Annotated in this window: 20 protein-coding genes and 1 pseudogene; 6 read left to right on the top strand and 15 right to left on the bottom strand. The window is 37.9% G+C overall.

Going from position 1 to position 22,852, the window contains the following annotated elements; genetic code table 11:
* Nucleotides 1–58: 58 nt before the first annotated feature.
* A complete protein-coding gene (locus Q9M50_15180; GenBank protein MDQ7091952.1) occupies nt 59–1,105 on the top strand; it encodes a putative urea ABC transporter substrate-binding protein in 1,047 nt (348 codons plus the stop codon).
* Nucleotides 1,106–1,255: 150 nt separating this feature from the next.
* Here the strand turns inward: Q9M50_15180 and Q9M50_15185 are convergent, their stop codons facing one another.
* From Q9M50_15185 to lplT, 4 genes and pseudogenes are all read right to left on the bottom strand, one after another.
* Complete coding sequence (locus Q9M50_15185) at nt 1,256–3,394, bottom strand: sodium-translocating pyrophosphatase (GenBank protein MDQ7091953.1); 2,139 nt, start codon at nt 3,392–3,394, stop codon at nt 1,256–1,258.
* A gap of 98 nt (nt 3,395–3,492) precedes the next feature.
* Nucleotides 3,493–4,050 carry a thioredoxin family protein gene (locus Q9M50_15190; GenBank protein ID MDQ7091954.1) on the bottom strand — a complete coding sequence of 186 codons (558 nt, stop codon included), beginning with the start codon at nt 4,048–4,050 and terminating at the stop codon, nt 3,493–3,495.
* 189 nt (nt 4,051–4,239) lie between these two features.
* Nucleotides 4,240–5,559 (bottom strand): TRZ/ATZ family hydrolase, encoded by a 1,320-nt coding sequence (locus tag Q9M50_15195; GenBank protein ID MDQ7091955.1) that lies wholly within the window; start codon nt 5,557–5,559, stop codon nt 4,240–4,242.
* 33 nt (nt 5,560–5,592) lie between these two features.
* Nucleotides 5,593–6,751, bottom strand: a pseudogene (gene lplT, locus Q9M50_15200) (lysophospholipid transporter LplT).
* A gap of 400 nt (nt 6,752–7,151) precedes the next feature.
* On the opposite strand from lplT, the gene Q9M50_15205 reads away from it, so the two are divergent.
* The 4 genes from Q9M50_15205 to Q9M50_15220 all read left to right on the top strand — a co-directional run bounded on the left by Q9M50_15205 (nt 7,152) and on the right by Q9M50_15220 (nt 10,805).
* Complete coding sequence (locus Q9M50_15205) at nt 7,152–8,255, top strand: hypothetical protein (GenBank protein ID MDQ7091956.1); 1,104 nt, start codon at nt 7,152–7,154, stop codon at nt 8,253–8,255.
* Complete coding sequence (locus tag Q9M50_15210) at nt 8,255–8,764, top strand: GTP-binding protein (GenBank protein MDQ7091957.1); 510 nt, start codon at nt 8,255–8,257, stop codon at nt 8,762–8,764. The genes Q9M50_15205 and Q9M50_15210 overlap by 1 nt, the downstream gene beginning before the upstream one ends.
* Before the next feature lie 31 nt (nt 8,765–8,795).
* A complete protein-coding gene (locus Q9M50_15215) occupies nt 8,796–10,397 on the top strand; it encodes an ABC transporter ATP-binding protein (GenBank protein MDQ7091958.1) in 1,602 nt (533 codons plus the stop codon).
* A 174-nt stretch (nt 10,398–10,571) separates the two neighbouring features.
* The gene (locus tag Q9M50_15220; GenBank protein MDQ7091959.1) at nt 10,572–10,805 is read left to right on the top strand and encodes a hypothetical protein; all 234 of its coding nucleotides are present in this window, start codon (nt 10,572–10,574) and stop codon (nt 10,803–10,805) included.
* A 173-nt stretch (nt 10,806–10,978) separates the two neighbouring features.
* Here Q9M50_15220 and Q9M50_15225 read toward each other — a convergent pair whose 3' ends face one another.
* The 3 genes from Q9M50_15225 to rpoE are packed head-to-tail and all read right to left on the bottom strand — an operon-like array spanning nt 10,979 to nt 13,154.
* The gene (locus Q9M50_15225; protein MDQ7091960.1) at nt 10,979–11,929 is read right to left on the bottom strand and encodes a MucB/RseB C-terminal domain-containing protein; all 951 of its coding nucleotides are present in this window, start codon (nt 11,927–11,929) and stop codon (nt 10,979–10,981) included.
* 1 nt (nt 11,930) lies between these two features.
* The gene (locus tag Q9M50_15230; GenBank protein MDQ7091961.1) at nt 11,931–12,548 is read right to left on the bottom strand and encodes a sigma-E factor negative regulatory protein; all 618 of its coding nucleotides are present in this window, start codon (nt 12,546–12,548) and stop codon (nt 11,931–11,933) included.
* Between the two features lie 6 nt (nt 12,549–12,554).
* Nucleotides 12,555–13,154, bottom strand: coding sequence for an RNA polymerase sigma factor RpoE (gene rpoE, locus Q9M50_15235; GenBank protein ID MDQ7091962.1), 600 nt, complete (start codon nt 13,152–13,154; stop codon nt 12,555–12,557).
* A gap of 140 nt (nt 13,155–13,294) precedes the next feature.
* Between rpoE and nadB the strand changes: the two genes are divergently transcribed.
* Nucleotides 13,295–14,902, top strand: coding sequence for an L-aspartate oxidase (gene nadB / locus Q9M50_15240; protein MDQ7091963.1), 1,608 nt, complete (start codon nt 13,295–13,297; stop codon nt 14,900–14,902).
* Nucleotides 14,903–15,213: 311 nt separating this feature from the next.
* On the opposite strand, the gene Q9M50_15245 is transcribed toward nadB, so the two are convergent.
* The 8 genes from Q9M50_15245 to Q9M50_15280 form a co-directional block, all read right to left on the bottom strand.
* Entirely contained in the window at nt 15,214–16,065 is an 852-nt protein-coding gene (locus Q9M50_15245; protein MDQ7091964.1) for a PD-(D/E)XK nuclease family transposase, read from the bottom strand.
* 95 nt (nt 16,066–16,160) lie between these two features.
* Entirely contained in the window at nt 16,161–16,928 is a 768-nt protein-coding gene (locus Q9M50_15250; protein MDQ7091965.1) for a PD-(D/E)XK nuclease family transposase, read from the bottom strand.
* Between the two features lie 214 nt (nt 16,929–17,142).
* Nucleotides 17,143–18,066: a PD-(D/E)XK nuclease family transposase gene (locus tag Q9M50_15255; protein ID MDQ7091966.1), complete on the bottom strand. Its 924-nt coding sequence runs from the start codon at nt 18,064–18,066 to the stop codon at nt 17,143–17,145.
* A gap of 96 nt (nt 18,067–18,162) precedes the next feature.
* Nucleotides 18,163–19,026, bottom strand: a complete 864-nt coding sequence (locus Q9M50_15260) for a PD-(D/E)XK nuclease family transposase (GenBank protein ID MDQ7091967.1) — start codon at nt 19,024–19,026, stop codon at nt 18,163–18,165.
* 97 nt (nt 19,027–19,123) lie between these two features.
* A complete protein-coding gene (locus Q9M50_15265; protein MDQ7091968.1) occupies nt 19,124–20,059 on the bottom strand; it encodes a PD-(D/E)XK nuclease family transposase in 936 nt (311 codons plus the stop codon).
* A 95-nt stretch (nt 20,060–20,154) separates the two neighbouring features.
* The gene (locus Q9M50_15270) at nt 20,155–20,958 is read right to left on the bottom strand and encodes a PD-(D/E)XK nuclease family transposase (GenBank protein MDQ7091969.1); all 804 of its coding nucleotides are present in this window, start codon (nt 20,956–20,958) and stop codon (nt 20,155–20,157) included.
* 215 nt (nt 20,959–21,173) lie between these two features.
* On the bottom strand, nt 21,174–22,013 hold the full coding sequence (locus Q9M50_15275; protein ID MDQ7091970.1) for a PD-(D/E)XK nuclease family transposase: 840 nt from the start codon (nt 22,011–22,013) through the stop codon (nt 21,174–21,176).
* A gap of 215 nt (nt 22,014–22,228) precedes the next feature.
* On the bottom strand, nt 22,229–22,852 hold a 624-nt coding region (locus Q9M50_15280; GenBank protein MDQ7091971.1), incomplete at its 5' end, for a hypothetical protein.

A 22,852-nucleotide genomic window follows, 5' to 3' on the forward strand; every position in this document is an offset into this window, starting at 1 on the left:
AAAATAAAACGTACTCTTTTAGAGCGTTCTTAACTTTACCCAAATAATGGAGTCACCCATGCGTCAATTATTTTCGAGTTTAATTTTATTATTAAGCCTCTCAATGGTTTCAACAACCGCATTTTCAGCCGATAAATTTAAAGCCTGCTGGTCTCATTACACAGGCTGGGAAGCTTGGGGCTATGCCGATAATCAAGGTATTTTAAAAAAATGGGCCGATAAATACGGTATCGAAATTGAAATGACCTTAATCAATGATTATGTTGAATCCATTAACCTATATACCGCAGGCCAATATGATGCGTGTACGATGACAAATATGGATGCGTTGACCATTCCTAGTGTCGGTGGGGTTGACTCAACTGCGTTAATTATTGGTGATTACAGTAATGGCAATGATGGTATTGTCGCCAAAGGCATAAACAGTTTAGCGGCTTTAAAAGGGCGTGAAATTATGCTCGTTGAATTATCCGTTTCACATTACTTATTAGCACGCGCTTTAGACAGTGCAGGTTTATCGGAGCGGGATGTAAAATTAGTCAACACCTCCGATGCCGATATTGCCTCCATCTTTATTACAACGCCTGATGCGGTAACCGTAACGTGGAATCCACCGTTACAACAAGTGCGTAATACCAAAGAGGCGACGTTATTATTTGATTCGTCTAAAACACCAGGAGAAATTTTAGATTTAATGGTGGTTAGAACCGATACGGATGAACGTTTTAAAAAGGCACTTGTAGGGGCTTGGTATGAAACTTTAGGCCATTTAACCGCTGGGGGTAAAAAGGCGGACGCGGCGATTACTTACATGGCAAAATCATCAGGGGCAACCGTTGCCGAGTTTAAATCACAACTAAAAACCACTAAATTATTTCCTGATCCTAAGCAAGCGGTAATGATTGCTGAAAATCAACAAATCAAACAAACAATGGAGCATGTACGAAAATTTAGCTTTGATAAAGGTTTATTTGGACAAGGCGCGGCCAGTGTTGATTTTGTCGGTATTTTATTTCCAGATAAAACAGTGCTAGGATCTAAACGTAATATTAAATTACGCTTTGATAGTCAGTTTATGAAAATGGCTGAACAGGGAAGTTTGTAGTTTTTAAAGGTAGGGTTTTTTAATCCCTACAATGATCTAAAATAAGTGAGTGGATTTGTAGGCTAGGTTATATTTTTTTATCGCAAAAAAATCTAACCCGCCTACACTAAAATTTCGAATGTTATGAAATTTTTATCCCTTGATCTACGATTATAATAACGGTGCAATAACTAATGAAACCACCGCCATTAATTTAACCACAATGTTTAATGCAGGGCCTGAAGTATCTTTAAAAGGGTCGCCAACCGTATCACCACATACAGCGGCTTTATGAACATCGGAACCTTTACCACCATGCGCGCCGCCTTCAATAAGCTTTTTCGCATTATCCCAAGCACCGCCCGCATTTGCCATAAACAGGGCCATTAAGACACCCGCTAATAATGAACCCGCTAATAAGCCACCGAGTGCTTCTTCACCTAAAATAAAGCCGACAAAAACAGGCGTTACAATGGTTACAACACTTGGTAAAATCATTTCACGTAACGAGGCTTTTGTTGAAATTTCAATACAACGACTTGAATCAGGTTTTGCCTTTCCTTCCATTAAACCTGTAATTTCACGAAATTGGCGACGAACTTCTTCGACCATATCTTGAGCTGCTTTACCAACAGAATCCATCGTCATTGCAGCAACTAAGAAAGGCACCGCGCCGCCAATAAATAAACCAACTACGACTAATGGGTTTAATAAGTCAATCGACTCTAAACCTGCCGCCGCTGCATAGGCTGAAAATAACGCTAAGGCCGTTAATGCCGCTGAACCGATGGCAAAACCTTTACCTACAGCCGCCGTTGTATTACCAATAGCATCTAATGAATCGGTAATTTTACGCGTTTCTTCACCTAATTCGGCCATTTCGCTAATACCGCCTGCATTATCAGCAATCGGACCATAACCATCAACCGACATGGTAACGCCTGTGGTGGCTAACATACCGACTGCCGCAATCCCAATACCATATAAGCCCGCTGACTCATAAGCTAATAAAATGGCTGCTGAAATACCGATGATAGGCAATACAACTGAGCGCATTCCAATTCCGAGTCCTGCGATAATATTCGTTGCAGGTCCAAATTTAGACGCTTGTGCAATGGCTTCAACAGGAGCTTTTGACGTATAGTAATCCGTCACGCGACCAATAAAAACGCCGACCAACACACCACTTAGAACTGCGTAGAAAGGCCCTAAAACAGAGGTAGTTCGATCACCTAAATCAAATTGTATGCCTGCCGAAATAACGATAGGGAAAGCAAATAATAAAAATAATCCTGCGGCAATCCATGTAACCGCTTCTAACGCATGAGCGGGGTTATAATCCTTAATTTTTTGCATCGCAACAACGCCCATTGCAGAGGCAATTAAACCGACCACGATAAAGGCAAGAGGTAACGCTATCGCGTTAATTTGCATATCAGCTTCAACAAAATTAGTGGCTGAGGCCGCAATAGCAACCGTTGCAATAACAGACCCGACATAAGATTCAAAAATATCCGCGCCCATGCCTGCGGTATCACCGACGTTATCACCGACATTATCAGCAATCGTTGCAGGATTTCGTGGATCATCCTCTGGAATACCCGCTTCAACTTTACCCACTAAATCTGCACCAACATCCGCAGCTTTAGTATAAATACCGCCCCCAATTCGAGCAAACAAGGCAATTGAAGAGGCGCCCATAGCAAAACCATTCAGCATTTTATAGCTTTCCATATTACTGGGGTCAATAAACATAAAAACAGTGCCAATACCCAGTAAACCTAATGAGGCAACGGATAATCCCATGACGGATCCCCCGCCAAAGGCGATCATCAGTGCCGCGCCCATTCCCTCGGTATTCGCCGCACTTGAGGTTCTAACATTCGCGCGGGTAGCCGCTTCCATACCAAAAAAGCCTGCCGACATCGAGGAAATAGCCCCTGCTAAAAAAGCATAAGCCGTTGCATGACTAATGAATATATATAATAGCAATGCGACCACGGCAACAAAAACAGATAAAATTTTGTATTCGGCTTTTAGAAAGACCATCGCACCTTCGTGGATTAACTCCGCGATAGCTTTCATTTTTTCTGTTCCTGCCGAGTACGCTAGAATTGTTTTATAAATAAAAAAAGCAAACCCTAATCCTGCAATCCCTAAAATGGGCGCAATAGTTTGAAATGACTCAATATTTATAAAATAGGCTATTACCGCAATAACCCCGCCTGTAATCGCAAACTTCGGTCCTATGGTTTTAAAAACCTCAATATTCATGCAAATCTCCAAATCTATACTTTCATAAATAGCCATGAAAATACGTTATTTTTATTATAATTATGTGAATACTAACCAGTTAACCAGTTAGCAATGTGTAGCGAATATAAGTAATAACCTCCCAATTATTCTTTTTATTTCCACTTAATATTACAGCCCATACTGGGTATTTGAGTGTCAGGAATGGGCGTTTTAGCGAGTAAATTATCTAAAGCCGTGCGTAAATCATGTCCTGTTAAAGGCTCATCATTTTTAGGGGTTGATGCATCCAAACGCCCCCGATAGACACAAGCCAGTGTTTCATCAAATAAATAAATATCAGGGGTGCAAGCGGCTTGATAGGCTTTAGCTGTCTTTTGTGATTCATCATAGAGATAGGCCGCAAAAGGATGTCCCCATTGCGCCATTAAGGTGACCATTTTATCAGGAGCATCTTGTGGGTAGTTGGCCATGTCATTCGCATTAATCGCAATCGTATTAATGCCTTTTTTAGCATAAGCCATTGAAATATCAATAAGTTGTTGCTTAATATGAATAACATAAGGGCAATGATTACACATAAAAATAACCACGGTTCCTGTTTTTCCCTTTAATGAAGGCAGGCTACGCGTTACAGAGCTGATAGGATCAAGTAATTCGAAATGGGGAGCGGTTGTGCCTAAAGGCATCATATTTGAAAGCGTCGCACTCATTTTTTTCTCCAAAGCATGTTATTTTCTATAATAATGCGCTCAGTATAAATTGATATGCGTATTAATGGTAGCCATGGAGTTGATATTTATTCAGGGTAAAACCCCCATGTTTTATAAGTCTCTTATAAAAATTATCGCGACAAACCGTTTAAATTTAAAAACACCCTCCCCTAACCTATTGAGCCTGAATTACTTAAATGCGGAAAGCCGTTGTTGCCATTCGGGTAATTTCGCTTTTAATTCGTTAATATCCAAAGTCGTTAACTGTCGTTGTTTCAAAAGTTGTTTTCCTGCGACCCATACATCCGTTACTTGTTGACGTGAACACGCATAAACAATATGGGAAACCACATCATATAAGGGCTGTGTTTCTAATTCATCTAATTTGATCGCAACTACATCAGCTGATTTTCCAATTGCTAACGAACCTATTTCATCCTCAAGACCCAATGCTTTTGCACCATTTAAAGTCGCCATTGTTAACGCCGTGATGGCAGGAATATTACTGGCATCTCGTGTACCCCCTTTGGCTAATAGCGCGGCGGTTCGCATTTCACCCAACATATCTAAATCATTATTACTCGCGGCCCCATCGGTGCCTAAAGCGACATTAATCCCTGCGGATAAGGCGAGACTAATAGGACAAAATCCACTCCCCAGTTTTAAATTGGATTCAGGGCAATGAACAATATGCGCCCCTGTCGTCGCATAATGATGCGCTTCTTCTTCGGACAATTGCGTCATGTGAACGGCGATAAAATTAGGCGTTAATAAACCTAATTGATCCAAGCGTTCCAACGGGGTTTGCTGGGTTTGTTGTTGCTGTTGATGCACCTCAAACTCTGTTTCATGAACGTGCATGTGAATTGGAATGTTGAGCTGACCGGCCAGTGTACGAATTTTTCTTAAAGGCTCATCCGACACCGTATAGGGGGCATGAGGGGCAAACGCAGTCCGTACTAAAGGATCATTGACTAATGATTGGTGCAATGCGAGACCTTTTTCTAAATACATCTCGCTGTTTTCTGCCCATGCACTGGGAAAATCAATTGAAATTAACCCAATACTCGCACGAATACCGTATTTAATCGCTTGATGCGCCGTAACTTCGGGGAAAAAATACATATCATTGAAACAGGTCGTCCCCCCTCGTAACATTTCAGCAATCGCTAAGTCGGTTCCATCCCTGACAAATTCTTCACTCATCCATTTTTGTTCTAAGGGCCAAATATGTTTTTCTAACCATTCCATTAACGGTAAATCATCGGCAATACCGCGCATTAAATTCATCGGGGCATGGGTATGACAATTAATCAGCCCAGGAATAAGCGCGTGATCTTCCAGTTTTTCAACCATTTGAGCGGTATAGGTCTGTTCTGCAACCTTACTGGGTAATAAATCAACAATACGCCCTTTATCAATGACTAAACAGTGATGTTCTAAGGTTTTTGTATTCGGCGTAACAGGAACAATCCAACGTGCGTAAATAAGGGTATCAACAAGTTTCATAGGGATAAATAAAGTTTATGAGAGGGAGTCTATTTATGATTGGTTTTTAGGGAGTTTTAATGAAATAACAAACGTCGCTGTAAAGACTAACCCCCCAAGAATTAACATAGCGGTCACAGGGCTAACCTGTAAAGTAACGGCATAAGTATAAGTGCCTACCGCTAATAACATCGCTACATTTTGGAAAAAGTTTTGTAAGGCAACCGCGCCCCCACTCCCAATACTTTGCTGCCCAATTTCTTGTAAAGCCGCATTAATCGGAACAATGAAGAGTCCGCCCGTAATGCCAATTAAGAGTAATAATCCTCTCGCACCCCATACCGTATCCATAAAACTCAGCCCTATAATAAAAATACCCATAAAATAGGCTGGAATTCGAGCGCGGCGTAATTGTTCTAAGGGAATAAGTTTAGGCACAACCGCCGAGCCTATAATAATACCGATGGCTAAAAATAAGGTTAATTCCGCAATCTCTGTGGCATTTTTAGTCATCAAGATTAAAGGGGCCCATGCAATTAATATCACCCGAACGGTTGCCGCAGCCGCCCAAAATAAAGACGCACTCAAAACAGCAAAACGTGAACGCGTGGTATCAAAAAAAGTGCCAATTTGCTGCCCAAATTGAATTATTTTTGAGCCAGACGTTTCTTTTTTTTGCTATCGTTGTCGGCAATAATAAAGTAATCGCCGCAGAACAGATAAATAAAGCAATCGTCCCGATTAAGGCCCAGTAAATTGAATAATCCGCGACCTTTGCCCCCACAATCATTCCCAAAAGAATTGCAAAAATAGTTGAACCTTCAATCCAACTATTCGCCCTTACAAGTAAGTCATGGTCTACAATTTCTGGTAAAATGCCATATTTAGCAGGACTATAAAGTGCAGCCCCCGCTCCAACAAGGCAATAGGCGATTAAAGGCTCAATATTAATGAGGAGCAATACCGCCCCTAATGCCTTAATTAAATTAGCAATAATTAAAATTTTCGGTTTAGCATAATTATCGGCAAATGCACCCACCCATGGGGCTAAAACAACAAAGGCAATTAAAAAAACGCTTTGCAAAGCAGGAATATACCAAGTAGCTAGCTCATTTGACTGCATTACCATGGCAATGACCGTAAATAAAATAGCATTATCAGCAAAAGCGGATAAAAATTGAGCGATCAGTAAAGGATAGATTTGTCTGTTCATGATGAATAATAAGCGGGCAATCAAACGAGAGGTTTAATTTAACCTAAGATAAATTTTCCTCTGCACATAAAATTTAAGGGTAAACCAAAATTAAAAACAGATCTTAAACCAAGTATTTAATTGATTTATAAGCAATTTATTATATACACTATTTTTATCCTGTACCTAATAAAAATCTAATATCAATTTGATTATTAATCCTATCACTAAGCTTATTTTTTTTAAATTTGTCTATAAAATACAATATTACAAGAAAGTATGACACAAATAACCTTGACAATTCACGTCTATTTAGGCTAAATACCTTCTTTTTAATAAGGTTCTGTTATGAATCCAAACAATTTACAATTCTCCTGCGGATTAATTTCATAACAAATAATGCTACGGATAATAATTTATTATGTTAAAAAATACGACACTTGCACTTTTTGATTTTAATGCTAGACAACAAGCTGCATTTACGGCAATATTAGTCTTATCTGAAATGAGCCTTAACGATACGTGGAACATTGTTGATAAGGAGGTTGCAAGTATAATTTTTGTATGCAGCCCACCCAATATAACGCAGGAACAATGGAATAAAATTCAATTATCTCACCCCAATGCACTCCTTATTGCCTATGGTATAAATTCAAAGAATTTGGATGTCAACTGGAAGTTATTAACGGACACAGATAAACCACCCCAACGCTCACTCTTAATTTCATTACTTGACCAAGTTGCAATAAAGCTTAGAACAGTCACCCCTCCATCTGTTGACAAAAGTGACGCAACAAGTACACCTAAACCTGAAATTATTCCTAAACCTGAGCAGGCATCTAAAAAGAAAATTGAAGATAAAGTTATTAAAAAAGTGGCTCCTAAACAGCCTTTTCAAAATAACGCAAATGAATATGAATGTTTTGTACCCAAAGATTATTTTCTGGGGATCATACAAAAATGTATACAAACTGGCGAAATATATCATTGTCAAACCACGTGTAATATTGATATTTTTTTATATCCTCAACAGAAGAGTTATTTTTGTCAACTTAAAATATCTGAATTAACACGTTTATTTTTAATGTCCCCTGAGGATATTGACGTTAAAATAATATCCGAAACAATACTGAACCAATCTGTAAAAAAAATAGGAAGAATGCCTTTAAATGATTTATTATGGTATTCAACAATCATTCCATCACAAGGGCGCTTGATGGAAAACCATAAGAATAATAACATCGTTAATTTGAAGTTTTGGCCTGATATTTCATACATCACGACCTCTAAAAATTATTTAGCCATTACCTCCTTTATGAACCGTAATGCCGTTGACCTAAACAAAATTGCAGATCATACTGAAAAAAAATTAACCGATGTCATTAATTTTCATAATGCCTGTGACATGTTAGGGCTTATTGATCACAGTCAACAACTTACTATAAAGTCTACCCCTGCCTCTGATAAATTACGACAATTACGTCAGTGTATTTTTGACACACTATCCTTAAACACTGCAAATTAATGAATACAGTTGAGCTGACTAAAATAGTGTTCACAGGGAGCATCGCTGCAGGTAAATCGACTGCGATCAATACCATTAGTGCTATTGGTAATACCACTAAAAACACGTCAGAAGCCATAAGCTCCACCATGGATTACGGACAGCTCTATCTACCTAATAGTGAAAAACTAGACTTATACGGAACCCTCGGTGATCGGCGTTTTAGTTTTATGAGTGCAACCCTTTGCCAAGGGGCGTTAGGCATTATTATCTTAATTAATAATACCCATAAAAATCCGTTTGATGAGCTGGATTACTATTTAAATTTAAATGCAAATTTTTTAACTAAAAATCCCGCTATTATAGGCGTTACGCATTATGATGAAGTGAACACACCCAGTATTGAAAATTACCAATCTTACTTACAGCAGTGCGGTAATTCATCGCCCGTAATTCATGTCGATGTCCGCAAAGCTAACGAGGTTGCCGTGCTTATCAATGCCCTTTTATTAGCACGAGAATACGCATAGAACCCAATAAAACCGTTATTGCCTAAAAGTTATGTCAAACACGCTACTGAGTGTCAAAAATTTAACCCTTTCGTTTAAAAACACTAAAGTGGTTGACTCCATTAACTTTGAAATTACACACGGAGAAACCTTTGCGCTAGTTGGTGAATCGGGGTCTGGAAAATCACTGACCGCTCTGTCAATATTACGTTTATTACCCGCAAATGTCCATTTAGAAGCCGATACGATCCTATTGCAACAGCAAGATCTACTCATGCTTTCTGAACTAGATTTTTGTAAAATACGCGGCTCTCGTATCGGGCTTATTTTTCAAGACCCCCTGTCCGCCCTTAACCCCGTCATGACCATTGGCGACCAAATTTCAGAAGTATTAACAATTCATTTTGCCCTATCCAACACTGAAATTAAAACGCGTGTCTTAGAATTACTCAACCAAGTCGAAATGCCAAACCCGCAACAGAGGCAATTAGATTACCCCCATCAATTATCAGGTGGACAGCGACAACGGGTGATGATTGCCATTGCATTAGCGGCAAAACCTGATTTATTAATTGCAGATGAGCCGACAACCGCATTAGATGTCACGATTCAAGCGCAAATCTTACAACTCTTAAAATCCATTCAACAACAAACAGGCATGGCGTTATGGCTCATTAGTCATGACTTAGCCTTAGTCTCGACTATTGCTGACACCGTTGCCGTTATGCAGCAAGGTAAAATTGTTGAAATAGCGACCAATCAACAATTATTTAACCACCCTCAGCATCCTTATACGCAAAAATTACTCGCCGTATTACCGTCATTAGATCATTGTTTACAAACGTCCCGTCCCGCTCAACCGCCCCTATTAACGGTTTCAAATTTTAAAGTCTATTACCCGATTCATAAAGGTTTTTTCAAACGGGTTGTGGATGCTGTGCGTGCCGTTGATGGCGTTAGCTTTGAATTGCAACACGGTAAAACATTGGCCTTAGTCGGCGAATCAGGCTGTGGAAAAACCACCTTAGCTAAAGCACTATTAAATTTAATTCCAAATTCAGGCGGTGAGGTTTTATTAGGAAATAAATACATCCATGAATTAAAGGGAGAGGCATTACGCCGAACACGCGCTGAAATTCAAATTATTTTTCAAGACCCCTTTGCATCAATGAATCCTAGAATGCTCGTCGGTGATATTATTGCTGAAGGAATTAAAGCCTTACACCCTCAATGTAGCCCATCCGCTATTCATCATAAAGTCAGTACGTTACTGCACCAAGTCGAATTACCCGAATCCTCTGCACTCCGTTACCCCCATGAATTTTCAGGTGGGCAACGCCAACGTATTTGTATTGCCCGATCATTAGCGGTTGAACCCAAACTAATTATTTGTGATGAACCGACCAGTGCCTTAGATGTCTCCGTACAGGCACAAATTATTAATTTATTAAAATCATTACAGCAACAACAGGGCCTTAGTTATTTATTTATTACCCACGATTTAGCGGTGGTTGCTGAAATTGCAGATGAAGTCGCGGTCATGTATCAAGGAAAAATTGTCGAACAGGGGCTTGTTAAACAAGTTTTAAAGGCCCCCCAACATCCGTACAGTCAAAAATTATTAGCGGCTGTTCCCAAATTACAAAAAAAATAATACTATCAGTTGCATGTTTTCTTAAATTAGCCTTAAAATCAAAATTCATTTTAATTTAATTTAATGGAGATTGATTATGACTAAATTACAATACGTTATCGCGTGTTCTACCGCGATATTATGCTTTAATCCTCCGCAGTTATGGGCCGCCGCAGAATGCGCTCAAGCTGATAGTTGTCTGGTCTCACCACATTATCCCAAGGGAATAACGTTGTTGCTGTCGGGGAAAAACAACCACTCAGTAGTGGAACAGGGCTTGTTTTGCTGTCAACCGATGGGGGAATTAATTTTAAAAATATTACGGATTCTGGAATTAGCGCGCAAACCGTGAGCCGTTGTCAGTTCTTAACCGATGGACGAATTGCTGTTGCAGGTTCAGGTGGCTATGTGGGAATTTATACCCCTTAGCACGATAAGTTGGAGTGAGGAACAAACGCCATTCCTGTTCATAGTTATTTAAAAGCAAGCAAATGATTGCTGGGTTATGTTATTTTTCAAGAAAAATAAGCTAACCCAGCCTACAAAATTTATTTTTATTTTGTAGGCGACTTTCGGACGTTATTAATCCTTTATCCCTTATTTTAAGGAGTCTTTAAGCGAATGCCTTCCGCAATTAATTGAATTGTTTTTACGGGAACATCACCGATAACGACAAACTGAAACCCCTTAATTTTCTTAACCAACGAGTTAATAGACCCTGCGGATTGAATACCTGCTGGAATCATTTCTTCAGATATTTCTTGATAAATAGAAACCGATGAAAAACCATCGCTTAATAATAAATGTTCAACCGCTTGATTAGAGCCGTGCATCTTCATTTGCATAAAAAAAACTTCCTCAAAACCTTGGGGAATATTATTAATAACAAATTTTGATTGATCCCTTGTCTGTAAATGTGACTGATGAATATGTTTGACTTTTAAATGATCCGATACGATATTAAGACTGACGAACGGTAAGTTTTTTTTCACCTTTAATTCGGTAAACATCACCTGTTCTATTATTGCGCCTGCGTGATTATACACTTCTGCTTTTAAAGGGATAAAATGTTGTTGATCAACCCAAATTTTCCGCAGATAGCGCAATTCATCTTTTGGCTTAATAACAATAACTTGAGCCGTCAGCCCAGCAACTTTAGCCTGATTTTTTAATTCAAACTCATAATAGGCCGCTTGGTGTTGAAAATTTTCGGGTAAATCTATAATAAATGAACGGTTATTCGGTAGGTGATTAATTTCTACTTTTTTTGAGTCTTTAAAAATACAACTGACATTGCCTTCATTTCTAAGTATTTCCCGCATCGGCGAATTTAATGACAGTAAATATTCTTGTTCCTGTCCCTTATTGACCGCATGAAAATAGCTCATACTGTCTAATTTATTATTTTTAAAAAAAACAACCGTCCCTTGATAATTCAGAGATTGCATGGAGTGTTGCATTTGAGTCAGCCACTCAATGGCTGTCGGCGGTTTTTCAATTGCGTAGACAGGCGTTGCGAATAACACGGTCAACCAGAACCAAACTTTAAACACCTTAATCCTGCCTATAACTGACGGTTTGAGCATAAGGCTGAAAGTTGACGCTTCCTTGGGTATAAAAACGGGTATTGTGAGCTTGTAAATAATCATTAAAGCGCGTCTCCTGCGAATTTACGGGCTTAGATAATGACGCTAATTGATTATCTGCTTTGCTGATCGCCGCTATGACAGGGGGAGAAATAGGCGTATCCTGCGAATTAATGGGCTTAGGTAGTGAATCTGCTTCACTGATATCCGCTATTACGGTAGGGGAAATAGGTGTATCGTCTAATAACGTAGGATTAACAAATTTTGATAGCAATAATGCAATTAAGGCAACGGAGGCCGCTAAGGCAAGATAAGAGCCGTACGTTTTTTTAGAGGGGGGCTTATGATTAACCGAGGGGAAATATAACGGTTCATTTGAAATTCCCTGTTGAATCGTGTCTAAAAAATTATCATTAATCGGTAAATTTTTTTTCGAACTCAGTGCGTAAGAAACGCGTTGGTAATCATTAAATTTATGTCTTAATTCAGGCTCTAATTGAATTTTTTTTAACAACTTCAAGGCCTCATCACCATCCAATTCATCATCCATAAAACAGGATATTTTTTGATTTACATTTTCATCCATAGACACTCACCTTTCGTTATCAAGCAATGGGGTTAATTTTTTATCAATCGCTTCACGCGCCCTAAAAATACGTGAGCGGATTGTTCCAACAGGACATTCCATTGTTTGTGCAATTTCGTCGTAACTCATCCCTTCAAATTCTCTTAATATAATCGCCACACGCATTTCTTCGGGAAGCTCCTCAATAGTCGCCTCAATAGTTTGCACAATATCATCATTCATAAGTAATGATTCAGGGGTATCCATTCCTTGTAATTGTTGCGCATTTTCGATTTGTTCAGCCTCTTGCACATCCACCTGATAATCGCTATAACGACGTGAGCGTGATAATAAATAATTCTTAGCCGTATTTATAGCGATTCGATAAAGCCACGTATAAAAGGCACTATCGCCCCTAAAATTAGCTAACGCGCGGTAGGCTTTAATAAACGTTTCTTGAGCAACATCTTGCGCTTCGCTGGGATCTTTAATATAGCGATTCACTAACTGGATGATACGGTGCTGATATTTTATAACCAATAAGTCGTAAGCCGATTTATCGCCCTCTTGAACCTTTTTAACGAGGTCATTATCAAAAATTTTATTTATATTCGATTGATTCTTCACACAGTCGTTTTTATGTTGAGATAGACACGCTTTATTCGCGTAAGTTCTATAAAAATAATTGCTATCATTTAAAAAAGCGTTATTATCTCTAAACAAAGCGGATTAAGCCACCGTAACTTTCAATGTTTCTATATTAATCTATGTTTAATTCTAATTCTTTTGATGTCCTAATTATAGGCAGTGGTGCGGCAGGTTTAAGTCTTGCGCTCAAACTTGCTGATAATACACGGGTTGCCGTTCTTTCTAAGTTCTCTTTAATCTCTGGCAGTACCTATTACGCCCAAGGAGGGATTTCAGCGGTTTTGGATAAAAGTGACTCTCTTAACTCCCATATTGAAGACACCTTAAATGCAGGCGGCGGACTTTGTAATAAAGACATTGTAAAATTAACCGTCTCTCAGGGGAAACAAAGTATTGATTGGTTACGGCAACAAGGGGTCGCGTTTACTGAAAAAATATCAGGGGAGTTACATTTAAACCGTGAAGGTGGCCATTCTCATCGGCGCATTGTTCATGCCACCGATGCGACTGGAAAAGCAATGTCGTTATCGTTAATCAAACGAGCGCGTGAACATTCAAATATTGAAATTTTAGAATATCATAATGCCATTGATTTAATTACCGCCGATAAAGGTAAAAAATCCGAAGAGACGCGTATTTTAGGCGCGTATGTTTTAGATACCCAAAATCAGCAGGTCAAGGCGATTGCAGCGCGAATTGTGGTTTTAGCTACAGGTGGAGCAAGCAAGGTCTACCTTTATTCAACTAACCCCCATATTTCAACGGGCGATGGCATTGCTTTAGCATGGCGATTAGGCTGTCATATTAGTAATATGGAATTTATGCAGTTTCACCCGACCTGTCTTTATCATCCTAATGCTCGTTCCTTTTTAATTAGTGAGGCGGTACGCGGTGAAGGAGCGTTCCTTATCTTACCGAATGGTCAACGTTTCATGCAACACTATGATGCCCGTGCCGAACTTGCTCCGCGTGATATTGTCGCAAGGGCAATTGATAATGAAATGAAAACACATGGAATAGCCTGTGTTTATTTAGATATTAGCCATAAACCCTCTGACTTTATTAAACAGCATTTTCCGACAATTTACAGTCACTGTTTAAAATTAGAGATTGATATTTGCAAGCAACCGATTCCTGTCGTCCCAGCGGCGCATTATACCTGTGGCGGCGTAGTAACGAATGCGGATGCTCAAACAAATATCCCTCGGCTTTATGCGATTGGTGAGGTGGCCTGTACGGGGTTACATGGGGCCAATCGAATGGCGAGTAATTCGTTATTAGAATGTTTGGTGTTTGCAGAACGCGCTTCAGTCGCTATTTTAAAGCAATTACCGACCTTAACCGATCTTAATACCAAGCTTCCTAAATGGGATGAATCACAAGTAACGGACTCCGATGAGGAGGTCGTTATCTCGCATAATTGGGATGAATTACGGCGTTTTATGTGGGATTATGTAGGCATTGTGCGAACCGATAAACGCTTACACCGTGCCATGCGGCGGATTGAGTTATTAAAAGAAGAAATTAATGAATACTACACCCATTTTAAAATTAGTAGTGATTTGTTAGAATTACGAAACTTGGTGATTGTTGCCGAATTAATTGTGCGGTGCGCTCTACAGCGTAAAGAAAGTAGAGGGCTTCATTTTACTCAGGATTACCCTGACAGAGATGATAGCCAACCGGCAAAAAATAGTTTTTTAAATCCTGATGATTTTAAAAATTGAGGCGAGTGGGTAATAAATAGTTTGTTCCCAAGAGGAGTCCATCAGCTGTTAATGTAACGTAACTACTCAGGTTATTATTTACTGTAGCCCGTATGTAGCTTGAGGAATACGGGATGTCTGGCAAAATTTTTTATGATATTTTTAAAAGCGTCCTAACGAATAACAGTACCCCTCCCCGTATTCCGCAAGCTACATACGGGCTACACAACTACCTGAGTAGTTACAATGAACCTTTTATTTCATGCTCGCCAATAGCTAACGTTATTGGACTAATGCGTTAGAACAGCAACGTTAGTTCTGATACTTTAATATTACAGGCTCTGTAATTCTTGTTCAGAAATGCCTGTTATTTTAGAAATTAATGATAGATCAAGCCCTTCTGTTATCATGGCTTTAGCATTTTCTATTTTTTCTTGTTGCACGCCTTCTCTCATTGCTTTATGACATTCATCACTTAAGTATTGCTCATCAGAATATTCATCTATCATCCGTGCAGCATCTTGTGGGCTAATGGTGTTCTTTTCTATCAATGGAAATATTTTTTGAATAGTATCGTTTTGATAATCTGTTTCTTCAATGTGTTCATCTAAGCTATCATTAATCAGCCGTAACCATTCTTGATAGGGTTCAGGGGTTTTATCGTTTACATATTTAGGGCAGAGGTACACAATTTTATGCTCAGTTTCTGAAACAGTGCTGTGATCCAGTTTTCTGGGTTTAAAATCATTGATTAATATATCAGTTTTATGTTTATCGCCAGAGGTTAATACCACAATGGTATAAACATTCATCTTAGGTTTGTAATTACTGGCGCTTGTAATTTGATCTAGGAGTGCCACACAATGATAATGTAAAAACCGATCATAGTGATCTTGATAGCGTCGGTGTTGTATGTCAATGATGAGATGATTTTTTTTATCTTCGGCATATAAATCAAAACGGCTATCGACATGACCTATGACTGGCGAAAATGATTTTTCGGTTTCTACTTTTTCAATTTCGATTTCAAGCCCGAGAATATCTTTAACAAATGCGGTAAAGATGGCGGGTTTAGAGAAGACTTTTTTAAAGATAACGCCGTAGCGTAGGGGAGCAACGTCAATCATTTGGAGGAGGCCTGTTGTACAATACATGGTGGGTGGATAAGCAATAATGTCATCCATCAAGGCGTTATTATACTATAAATGCTTATTCTATAGAATGTTACAATCTACCTCACTTTAACAGACCTCTTTTTTTACTCTGCCCCCCGTTATTTTTATAAGTTCTGTAATTCTTGTTCAGAAAAACCTGTTATTTTAGAAATTAATGACCCATCAAGCCCTTCTTTTATCATAGCTTTAGCATTTTCTATTTTTTCTTGTTTCAACCCTTCTTTCAGTCCTTCTTTTAATCCTTCTTTCAACCCTTCTCTCATTGCTTTATGACATTCATCACTTAAGTATTGCTCATCAGAATATTCATCTATCATCCGTGCAGCATCTTGTGGGCTAATGGTGTTCTTTTCTATCAATGGAAATATTTTTTGAATAGTATCGTTTTGATAATCTGTTTCTTCAATGTGTTCATCTAAGCTATCATTAATCAGCCGTAACCATTCTTGATAGGGTTCAGGGGTTTTATCGTTTACATATTTAGGGCAGAGGTACACAATTTTATGCTCAGTTTCTGAAACAGTGCTGTGATCCAGTTTTCTGGGTTTAAAATCATTGATTAATATATCAGTTTTATGTTTATCGCCAGAGGTTAATACCACAATGGTATAAACATTCATCTTAGGTTTGTAATTACTGGCGCTTGTAATTTGATCTAGGAGTGCCACACAATGATAATGTAAAAACCGATCATAGTGATCTTGATAGCGTCGGTGTTGTATGTCAATGATGAGATGATTTTTTTTATCTTCGGCATATAAATCAAAACGGCTATCGACATGACCTATGACTGGCGAAAATGATTTTTCGGTTTCTACTTTTTCAATTTCGATTTCAAGCCCGAGAATATCTTTAACAAATGCGGTAAAGATGGCGGGTTTAGAGAAGACTTTTTAAAGATAACGCCGTAGCGTAGGGGAGCAACGTCAATCATTTGGAGGAGGCCTGTTGTACAATACATGGTGGGTGGATAAGCAATAATGTCATCCATCAAGGCGTTATTATACTATAAATGCTTATTCTATAGAATGTTACAATCTACCTCACTTTAACAGACCTCTTTTTTTACTCTGCCCCCCGTTATTTTTATAAGTTCTGTAATTCTTGTTCAGAAAAACCTGTTATTTTAGAAATTAATGACCCATCAAGCCCTTCTTTTATCATAGCTTTAGCATTTTCTATTTTTTCTTGTTTCAACCCTTCTTTCAGTCCTTCTTTTAATCCTTCTTTTAATCCTTCTTTTAATCCTTCTTTTACCCCTTCTTTCAACCCTTCTCTCATTGCTTTATGACATTCATCACTTAAGTATTGCTCATCAGAATATTCATCTATCATCCGTGCAGCATCTTGTGGGCTAATGGTGTTCTTTTCTATCAATGGAAATATTTTTTGAATAGTATCGTTTTGATAATCTGTTTCTTCAATGTGTTCATCTAAGCTATCATTAATCAGCCGTAACCATTCTTGATAGGGTTCAGGGGTTTTATCGTTTACATATTTAGGGCAGAGGTACACAATTTTATGCTCAGTTTCTGAAACAGTGCTGTGATCCAGTTTTCTGGGTTTAAAATCATTGATTAATATATCGGTTTTATGTTTATCGCCAGAGGTTAATACCACAATGGTATAAACATTCATCTTAGGTTTGTAATTACTGGCGCTTGTAATTTGATCTAGGAGTGCCACACAATGATAATGTAAAAACCGATCATAGTGATCTTGATAGCGTCGGTGTTGTATGTCAATGATGAGATGATTTTTTTTATCTTCGGCATATAAATCAAAACGGCTATCGACATGACCTATGACTGGCGAAAATGATTTTTCGGTTTCTACTTTTTCAATTTCGATTTCAAGCCCGAGAATATCTTTAACAAATGCGGTAAAGATGGCGGGTTTAGAGAAGACTTTTTTAAAGATAACGCCGTAGCGTAGGGGAGCAACGTCAATCATTTGGAGGAGGCCTGTTGTACAATACATGGTGGGTGGATAAGCAATAATGTCATCCATCAAGGCGTTATTATACTATAAATACTTATTCTATAGAATGTTACAATCTACCTCACTTTAACAGACCTCTTTTTTTTACTCTGCCCCCCGTTATTTTTATAAGTTCTGTAATTCTTGTTCAGAAAAACCTGTTATTTTTGAAATTAATGACCCATCAAGCCCTTCTGTTATCATGGCTTTAGCATTTTCTATTTTTTCTTGTTGCACCCCTTCTTTCAACCCTTCTCTCATTGCTTTATGACATTCATCACTTAAGTATTGCTCATCAGAATATTCATCTATCATCCGTGCAGCATCTTGTGGGCTAATGGTGTTCTTTTCTATCAATGGAAATATTTTTTGAATAGTATCGTTTTGATAATCTGTTTCTTCAATGTGTTCATCTAAGCTATCATTAATCAGCCGTAACCATTCTTGATAGGGTTCAGGGGTTTTATCGTTTACATATTTAGGGCAGAGGTACACAATTTTATGCTCAGTTTCTGAAACAGTGCTGTGATCCAGTTTTCTGGGTTTAAAATCATTGATTAATATATCAGTTTTATGTTTATCGCCAGAGGTTAATACCACAATGGTATAAACATTCATCTTAGGTTTGTAATTACTGGCGCTTGTAATTTGATCTAGGAGTGCCACACAATGATAATGTAAAAACCGATCATAGTGATCTTGATAGCGTCGGTGTTGTATGTCAATGATGAGATGATTTTTTTTATCTTCGGCATATAAATCAAAACGGCTATCGACATGACCTATGACTGGCGAAAATGATTTTTCGGTTTCTACTTTTTCAATTTCGATTTCAAGCCCGAGAATATCTTTAACAAATGCGGTAAAGATGGCGGGTTTAGAGAAGACTTTTTTAAAGATAACGCCGTAGCGTAGGGGAGCAACGTCAATCATTTGGAGGAGGCCTGTTGTACAATACATGGTGGGTGGATAAGCAATAATGTCATCCATCAAGGCGTTATTATACTATAAATGCTTATTCTATAGAATGTTACAATCTACCTCACTTTTTAACAGACCTCTTTTTTTACTCTGCCCCCCGTTATTTTTATAAGTTCTGTAATTCTTGTTCAGAAATGCCTGTTATTTTTGAAATTAATGACCCATCAAGCCCTTCTGTTATCATGGCTTTAGCATTTTCTATTTTTTCTTGTTTCAACCCTTCTTTCAGTCCTTCTTTTAATCCTTCTTTTAATCCTTCTTTTAATCCTTCTTTTAATCCTTCTTTTACCCCTTCTTTCAACCCTTCTCTCATTGCTTTATGACATTCATCACTTAAGTATTGCTCATCAGAATATTCATCTATCATCCGTGCAGCATCTTGTGGGCTAATGGTGTTCTTTTCTATCAATGGAAATATTTTTTGAATAGTATCGTTTTGATAATCTGTTTCTTCAATGTGTTCATCTAAGCTATCATTAATCAGCCGTAACCATTCTTGATAGGGTTCAGGGGTTTTATCGTTTACATATTTAGGGCAGAGGTACACAATTTTATGCTCAGTTTCTGAAACAGTGCTGTGATCCAGTTTTCTGGGTTTAAAATCATTGATTAATATATCAGTTTTATGTTTATCGCCAGAGGTTAATACCACAATGGTATAAACATTCATCTTAGGTTTGTAATTACTGGCGCTTGTAATTTGATCTAGGAGTGCCACACAATGATAATGTAAAAACCGATCATAGTGATCTTGATAGCGTCGGTGTTGTATGTCAATGATGAGATGATTTTTTTTATCTTCGGCATATAAATCAAAACGGCTATCGACATGACCTATGACTGGCGAAAATGATTTTTCGGTTTCTACTTTTTCAATTTCGATTTCAAGCCCGAGAATATCTTTAACAAATGCGGTAAAGATGGCGGGTTTAGAGAAGACTTTTTTAAAGATAACGCCGTAGCGTAGGGGAGCAACGTCAATCATTTGGAGGAGGCCTGTTGTACAATACATGGTGGGTGGATAAGCAATAATGTCATCCATCAAGGCGTTATTATACTATAAATGCTTATTCTATAGAATGTTACAATCTACCTCACTTTTAACAGACCTCTTTTTTTACTCTGCCCCCGTTATTTTTATAAGTTCTGTAATTCTTGTTCAGAAATGCCTGTTATTTTTGAAATTAATGACCCATCAAGCCCTTCTGTTATCATGGCTTTAGCATTTTCTATTTTTTCTTGTTTCAACCCTTCTTTCAGTCCTTCTTTCAGTCCTTCTTTTAATCCTTCTTTTAATCCTTCTTTTACCCCTTCTTTCAACCCTTCTCTCATTGCTTTATGACATTCATCACTTAAGTATTGCTCATCAGAATATTCATCTATCATCCGTGCAGCATCTTGTGGGCTAATGGTGTTCTTTTCTATCAATGGAAATATTTTTTGAATAGTATCGTTTTGATAATCTGTTTCTTCAATGTGTTCATCTAAGCTATCATTAATCAGCCGTAACCATTCTTGATAGGGTTCAGGGGTTTTATCGTTTACATATTTAGGGCAGAGGTACACAATTTTATGCTCAGTTTCTGAAACAGTGCTGTGATCCAGTTTTCTGGGTTTAAAATCATTGATTAATATATCAGTTTTATGTTTATCGCCAGAGGTTAATACCACAATGGTATAAACATTCATCTTAGGTTTGTAATTACTGGCGCTTGTAATTTGATCTAGGAGTGCCACACAATGATAATGTAAAAACCGATCATAGTGATCTTGATAGCGTCGGTGTTGTATGTCAATGATGAGATGATTTTTTTTATCTTCGGCATATAAATCAAAACGGCTATCGACATGACCTATGACTGGCGAAAATGATTTTTCGGTTTCTACTTTTTCAATTTCGATTTCAAGCCCGAGAATATCTTTAACAAATGTGGTAAAGATGGCGGGTTTAGAGAAGACTTTTTAAAGATAACGCCGTAGCGTAGGGGAGCAACGTCAATCATTTGGAGGAGGCCTGTTGTACAATACATGGTGGGTGGATAAGCAATAATGTCATCCATCAAGGCGTTATTATACTATAAATGCTTATTCTATAGAATGTTACAATCTACCTCACTTTTTAACAGACCTCTTTTTTACTCTGCCCCCCGTTATTTTTATAAGTTCTGTAATTCTTGTTCAGAAATGCCTGTTATTTTTGAAATTAATGACCCATCAAGCCCTTCTGTTATCATGGCTTTAGCATTTTCTATTTTTTCTTGTTTCAACCCTTCTTTCAGTCCTTCTTTCAGTCCTTCTTTCAGTCCTTCTTTCAGTCCTTCTTTTAATCCTTCTTTTAATCCTTCTTTTAATCCTTCTTTTACCCCTTCTTTCAACCCTTCTCTCATTGCTTTATGACATTCATCACTTAAGTATTGCTCATCAGAATATTCATCTATCATCCGTGCAGCATCTTGTGGGCTAATGGTGTTCTTTTCTATCAATGGAAATATTTTTTGAATAGTATCGTTTTGATAATCTGTTTCTTCAATGTGTTCATCTAAGCTATCATTAATCAGCCGTAACCATTCTTGATAGGGTTCAGGGGTTTTATCGTTTACATATTTAGGGCAGAGGTACACAATTTTATGCTCAGTTTCTGAAACAGTGCTGTGATCCAGTTTTCTGGGTTTAAAATCATTGATTAATATATCAGTTTTATGTTTATCGCCAGAGGTTAATACCACAATGGTATAAACATTCATCTTAGGTTTGTAATTACTGGCGCTTGTAATTTGATCTAGGAGTGCCACACAATGATAATGTAAAAACCGATCATAGTGATCTTGATAGCGTCGGTGTTGTATGTCAATGATGAGATGATTTTTTTTATCTTCGGCATATAAATCAAAACGGCTATCGACATGACCTATGACTGGCGAAAATGATTTTTCGGTTTCTACTTTTTCAATTTCGATTTCAAGCCCGAGAATATCTTTAACAAATGCGGTAAAGATGGCGGGTTTAGAGAAGACTTTTTAAAGATAACGCCGTAGCGTAGGGGAGCAACGTCAATCATTTGGAGGAGGCCTGTTGTACAATACATGGTGGGTGGATAAGCAATAATGTCATCCATCAAGGCGTTATTATACTATAAATGCTTATTCTATAGAATGTTACAATCTACCTCACTTTTTAACAGACCTCTTTTTTTACTCTGCCCCCGTTATTTTTATAAGTTCTGTAATTCTTGTTCAGAAATGCCTGTTATTTTTGAAATTAATGACCCATCAAGCCCTTCTGTTATCATGGCTTTAGCATTTTCTATTTTTTCTTGTTTCAACCCTTCTTTCAGTCCTTCTTTCAATCCTTCTTTTAATCCTTCTTTTAATCCTTCTTTTACCCCTTCTTTCAACCCTTCTCTCATTGCTTTATGACATTCATCACTTAAGTATTGCTCATCAGAATATTCATCTATCATCCGTGCAGCATCTTGTGGGCTAATGGTGTTCTTTTCTATCAATGGAAATATTTTTTGAATAGTATCGTTTTGATAATCTGTTTCTTCAATGTGTTCATCTAAGCTATCATTAATCAGCCGTAACCATTCTTGATAGGGTTCAGGGGTTTTATCGTTTACATATTTAGGGCAGAGGTACACAATTTTATGCTCAGTTTCTGAAACAGTGCTGTGATCCAGTTTTCTGGGTTTAAAATCATTGATTAATATATCAGTTTTATGTTTATCGCCAGAGGTTAATACCACAATGGTATAAACATTCATCTTAGGTTTGTAATTACTGGCGCTTGTAATTTGATCTAGGAGTGCCACACAATGATAATGTAAAAACCGATC

This window comes from Methylococcales bacterium (genome assembly GCA_030949405.1).
Lineage (GTDB): Bacteria > Pseudomonadota > Gammaproteobacteria > Methylococcales > Methylomonadaceae > WTBX01.

What these genes read in the sequence shown, in the direction of transcription:
- Q9M50_15180 (MDQ7091952.1), top strand. Translation starts at nt 59, where the DNA reads ATGCGTCAATTATTTTCGAGTTTAATTTTATTATTAAGCCTCTCAATG.
- Q9M50_15185 (MDQ7091953.1), bottom strand. Translation starts at nt 3,394, where the DNA reads ATGGCTATTTATGAAAGTATAGATTTGGAGATTTGCATGAATATTGAG.
- Q9M50_15190 (MDQ7091954.1), bottom strand. Translation starts at nt 4,050, where the DNA reads ATGAGTGCGACGCTTTCAAATATGATGCCTTTAGGCACAACCGCTCCC.
- Q9M50_15195 (MDQ7091955.1), bottom strand. Translation starts at nt 5,559, where the DNA reads ATGAAACTTGTTGATACCCTTATTTACGCACGTTGGATTGTTCCTGTT.
- Q9M50_15205 (MDQ7091956.1), top strand. Translation starts at nt 7,152, where the DNA reads ATGTTAAAAAATACGACACTTGCACTTTTTGATTTTAATGCTAGACAA.
- Q9M50_15210 (MDQ7091957.1), top strand. Translation starts at nt 8,255, where the DNA reads ATGAATACAGTTGAGCTGACTAAAATAGTGTTCACAGGGAGCATCGCT.
- Q9M50_15215 (MDQ7091958.1), top strand. Translation starts at nt 8,796, where the DNA reads ATGTCAAACACGCTACTGAGTGTCAAAAATTTAACCCTTTCGTTTAAA.
- Q9M50_15230 (MDQ7091961.1), bottom strand. Translation starts at nt 12,548, where the DNA reads ATGGATGAAAATGTAAATCAAAAAATATCCTGTTTTATGGATGATGAA.
- nadB (MDQ7091963.1), top strand. Translation starts at nt 13,295, where the DNA reads ATGTTTAATTCTAATTCTTTTGATGTCCTAATTATAGGCAGTGGTGCG.
- Q9M50_15245 (MDQ7091964.1), bottom strand. Translation starts at nt 16,065, where the DNA reads ATGGATGACATTATTGCTTATCCACCCACCATGTATTGTACAACAGGC.
- Q9M50_15255 (MDQ7091966.1), bottom strand. Translation starts at nt 18,066, where the DNA reads ATGGATGACATTATTGCTTATCCACCCACCATGTATTGTACAACAGGC.
- Q9M50_15260 (MDQ7091967.1), bottom strand. Translation starts at nt 19,026, where the DNA reads ATGGATGACATTATTGCTTATCCACCCACCATGTATTGTACAACAGGC.
- Q9M50_15265 (MDQ7091968.1), bottom strand. Translation starts at nt 20,059, where the DNA reads ATGGATGACATTATTGCTTATCCACCCACCATGTATTGTACAACAGGC.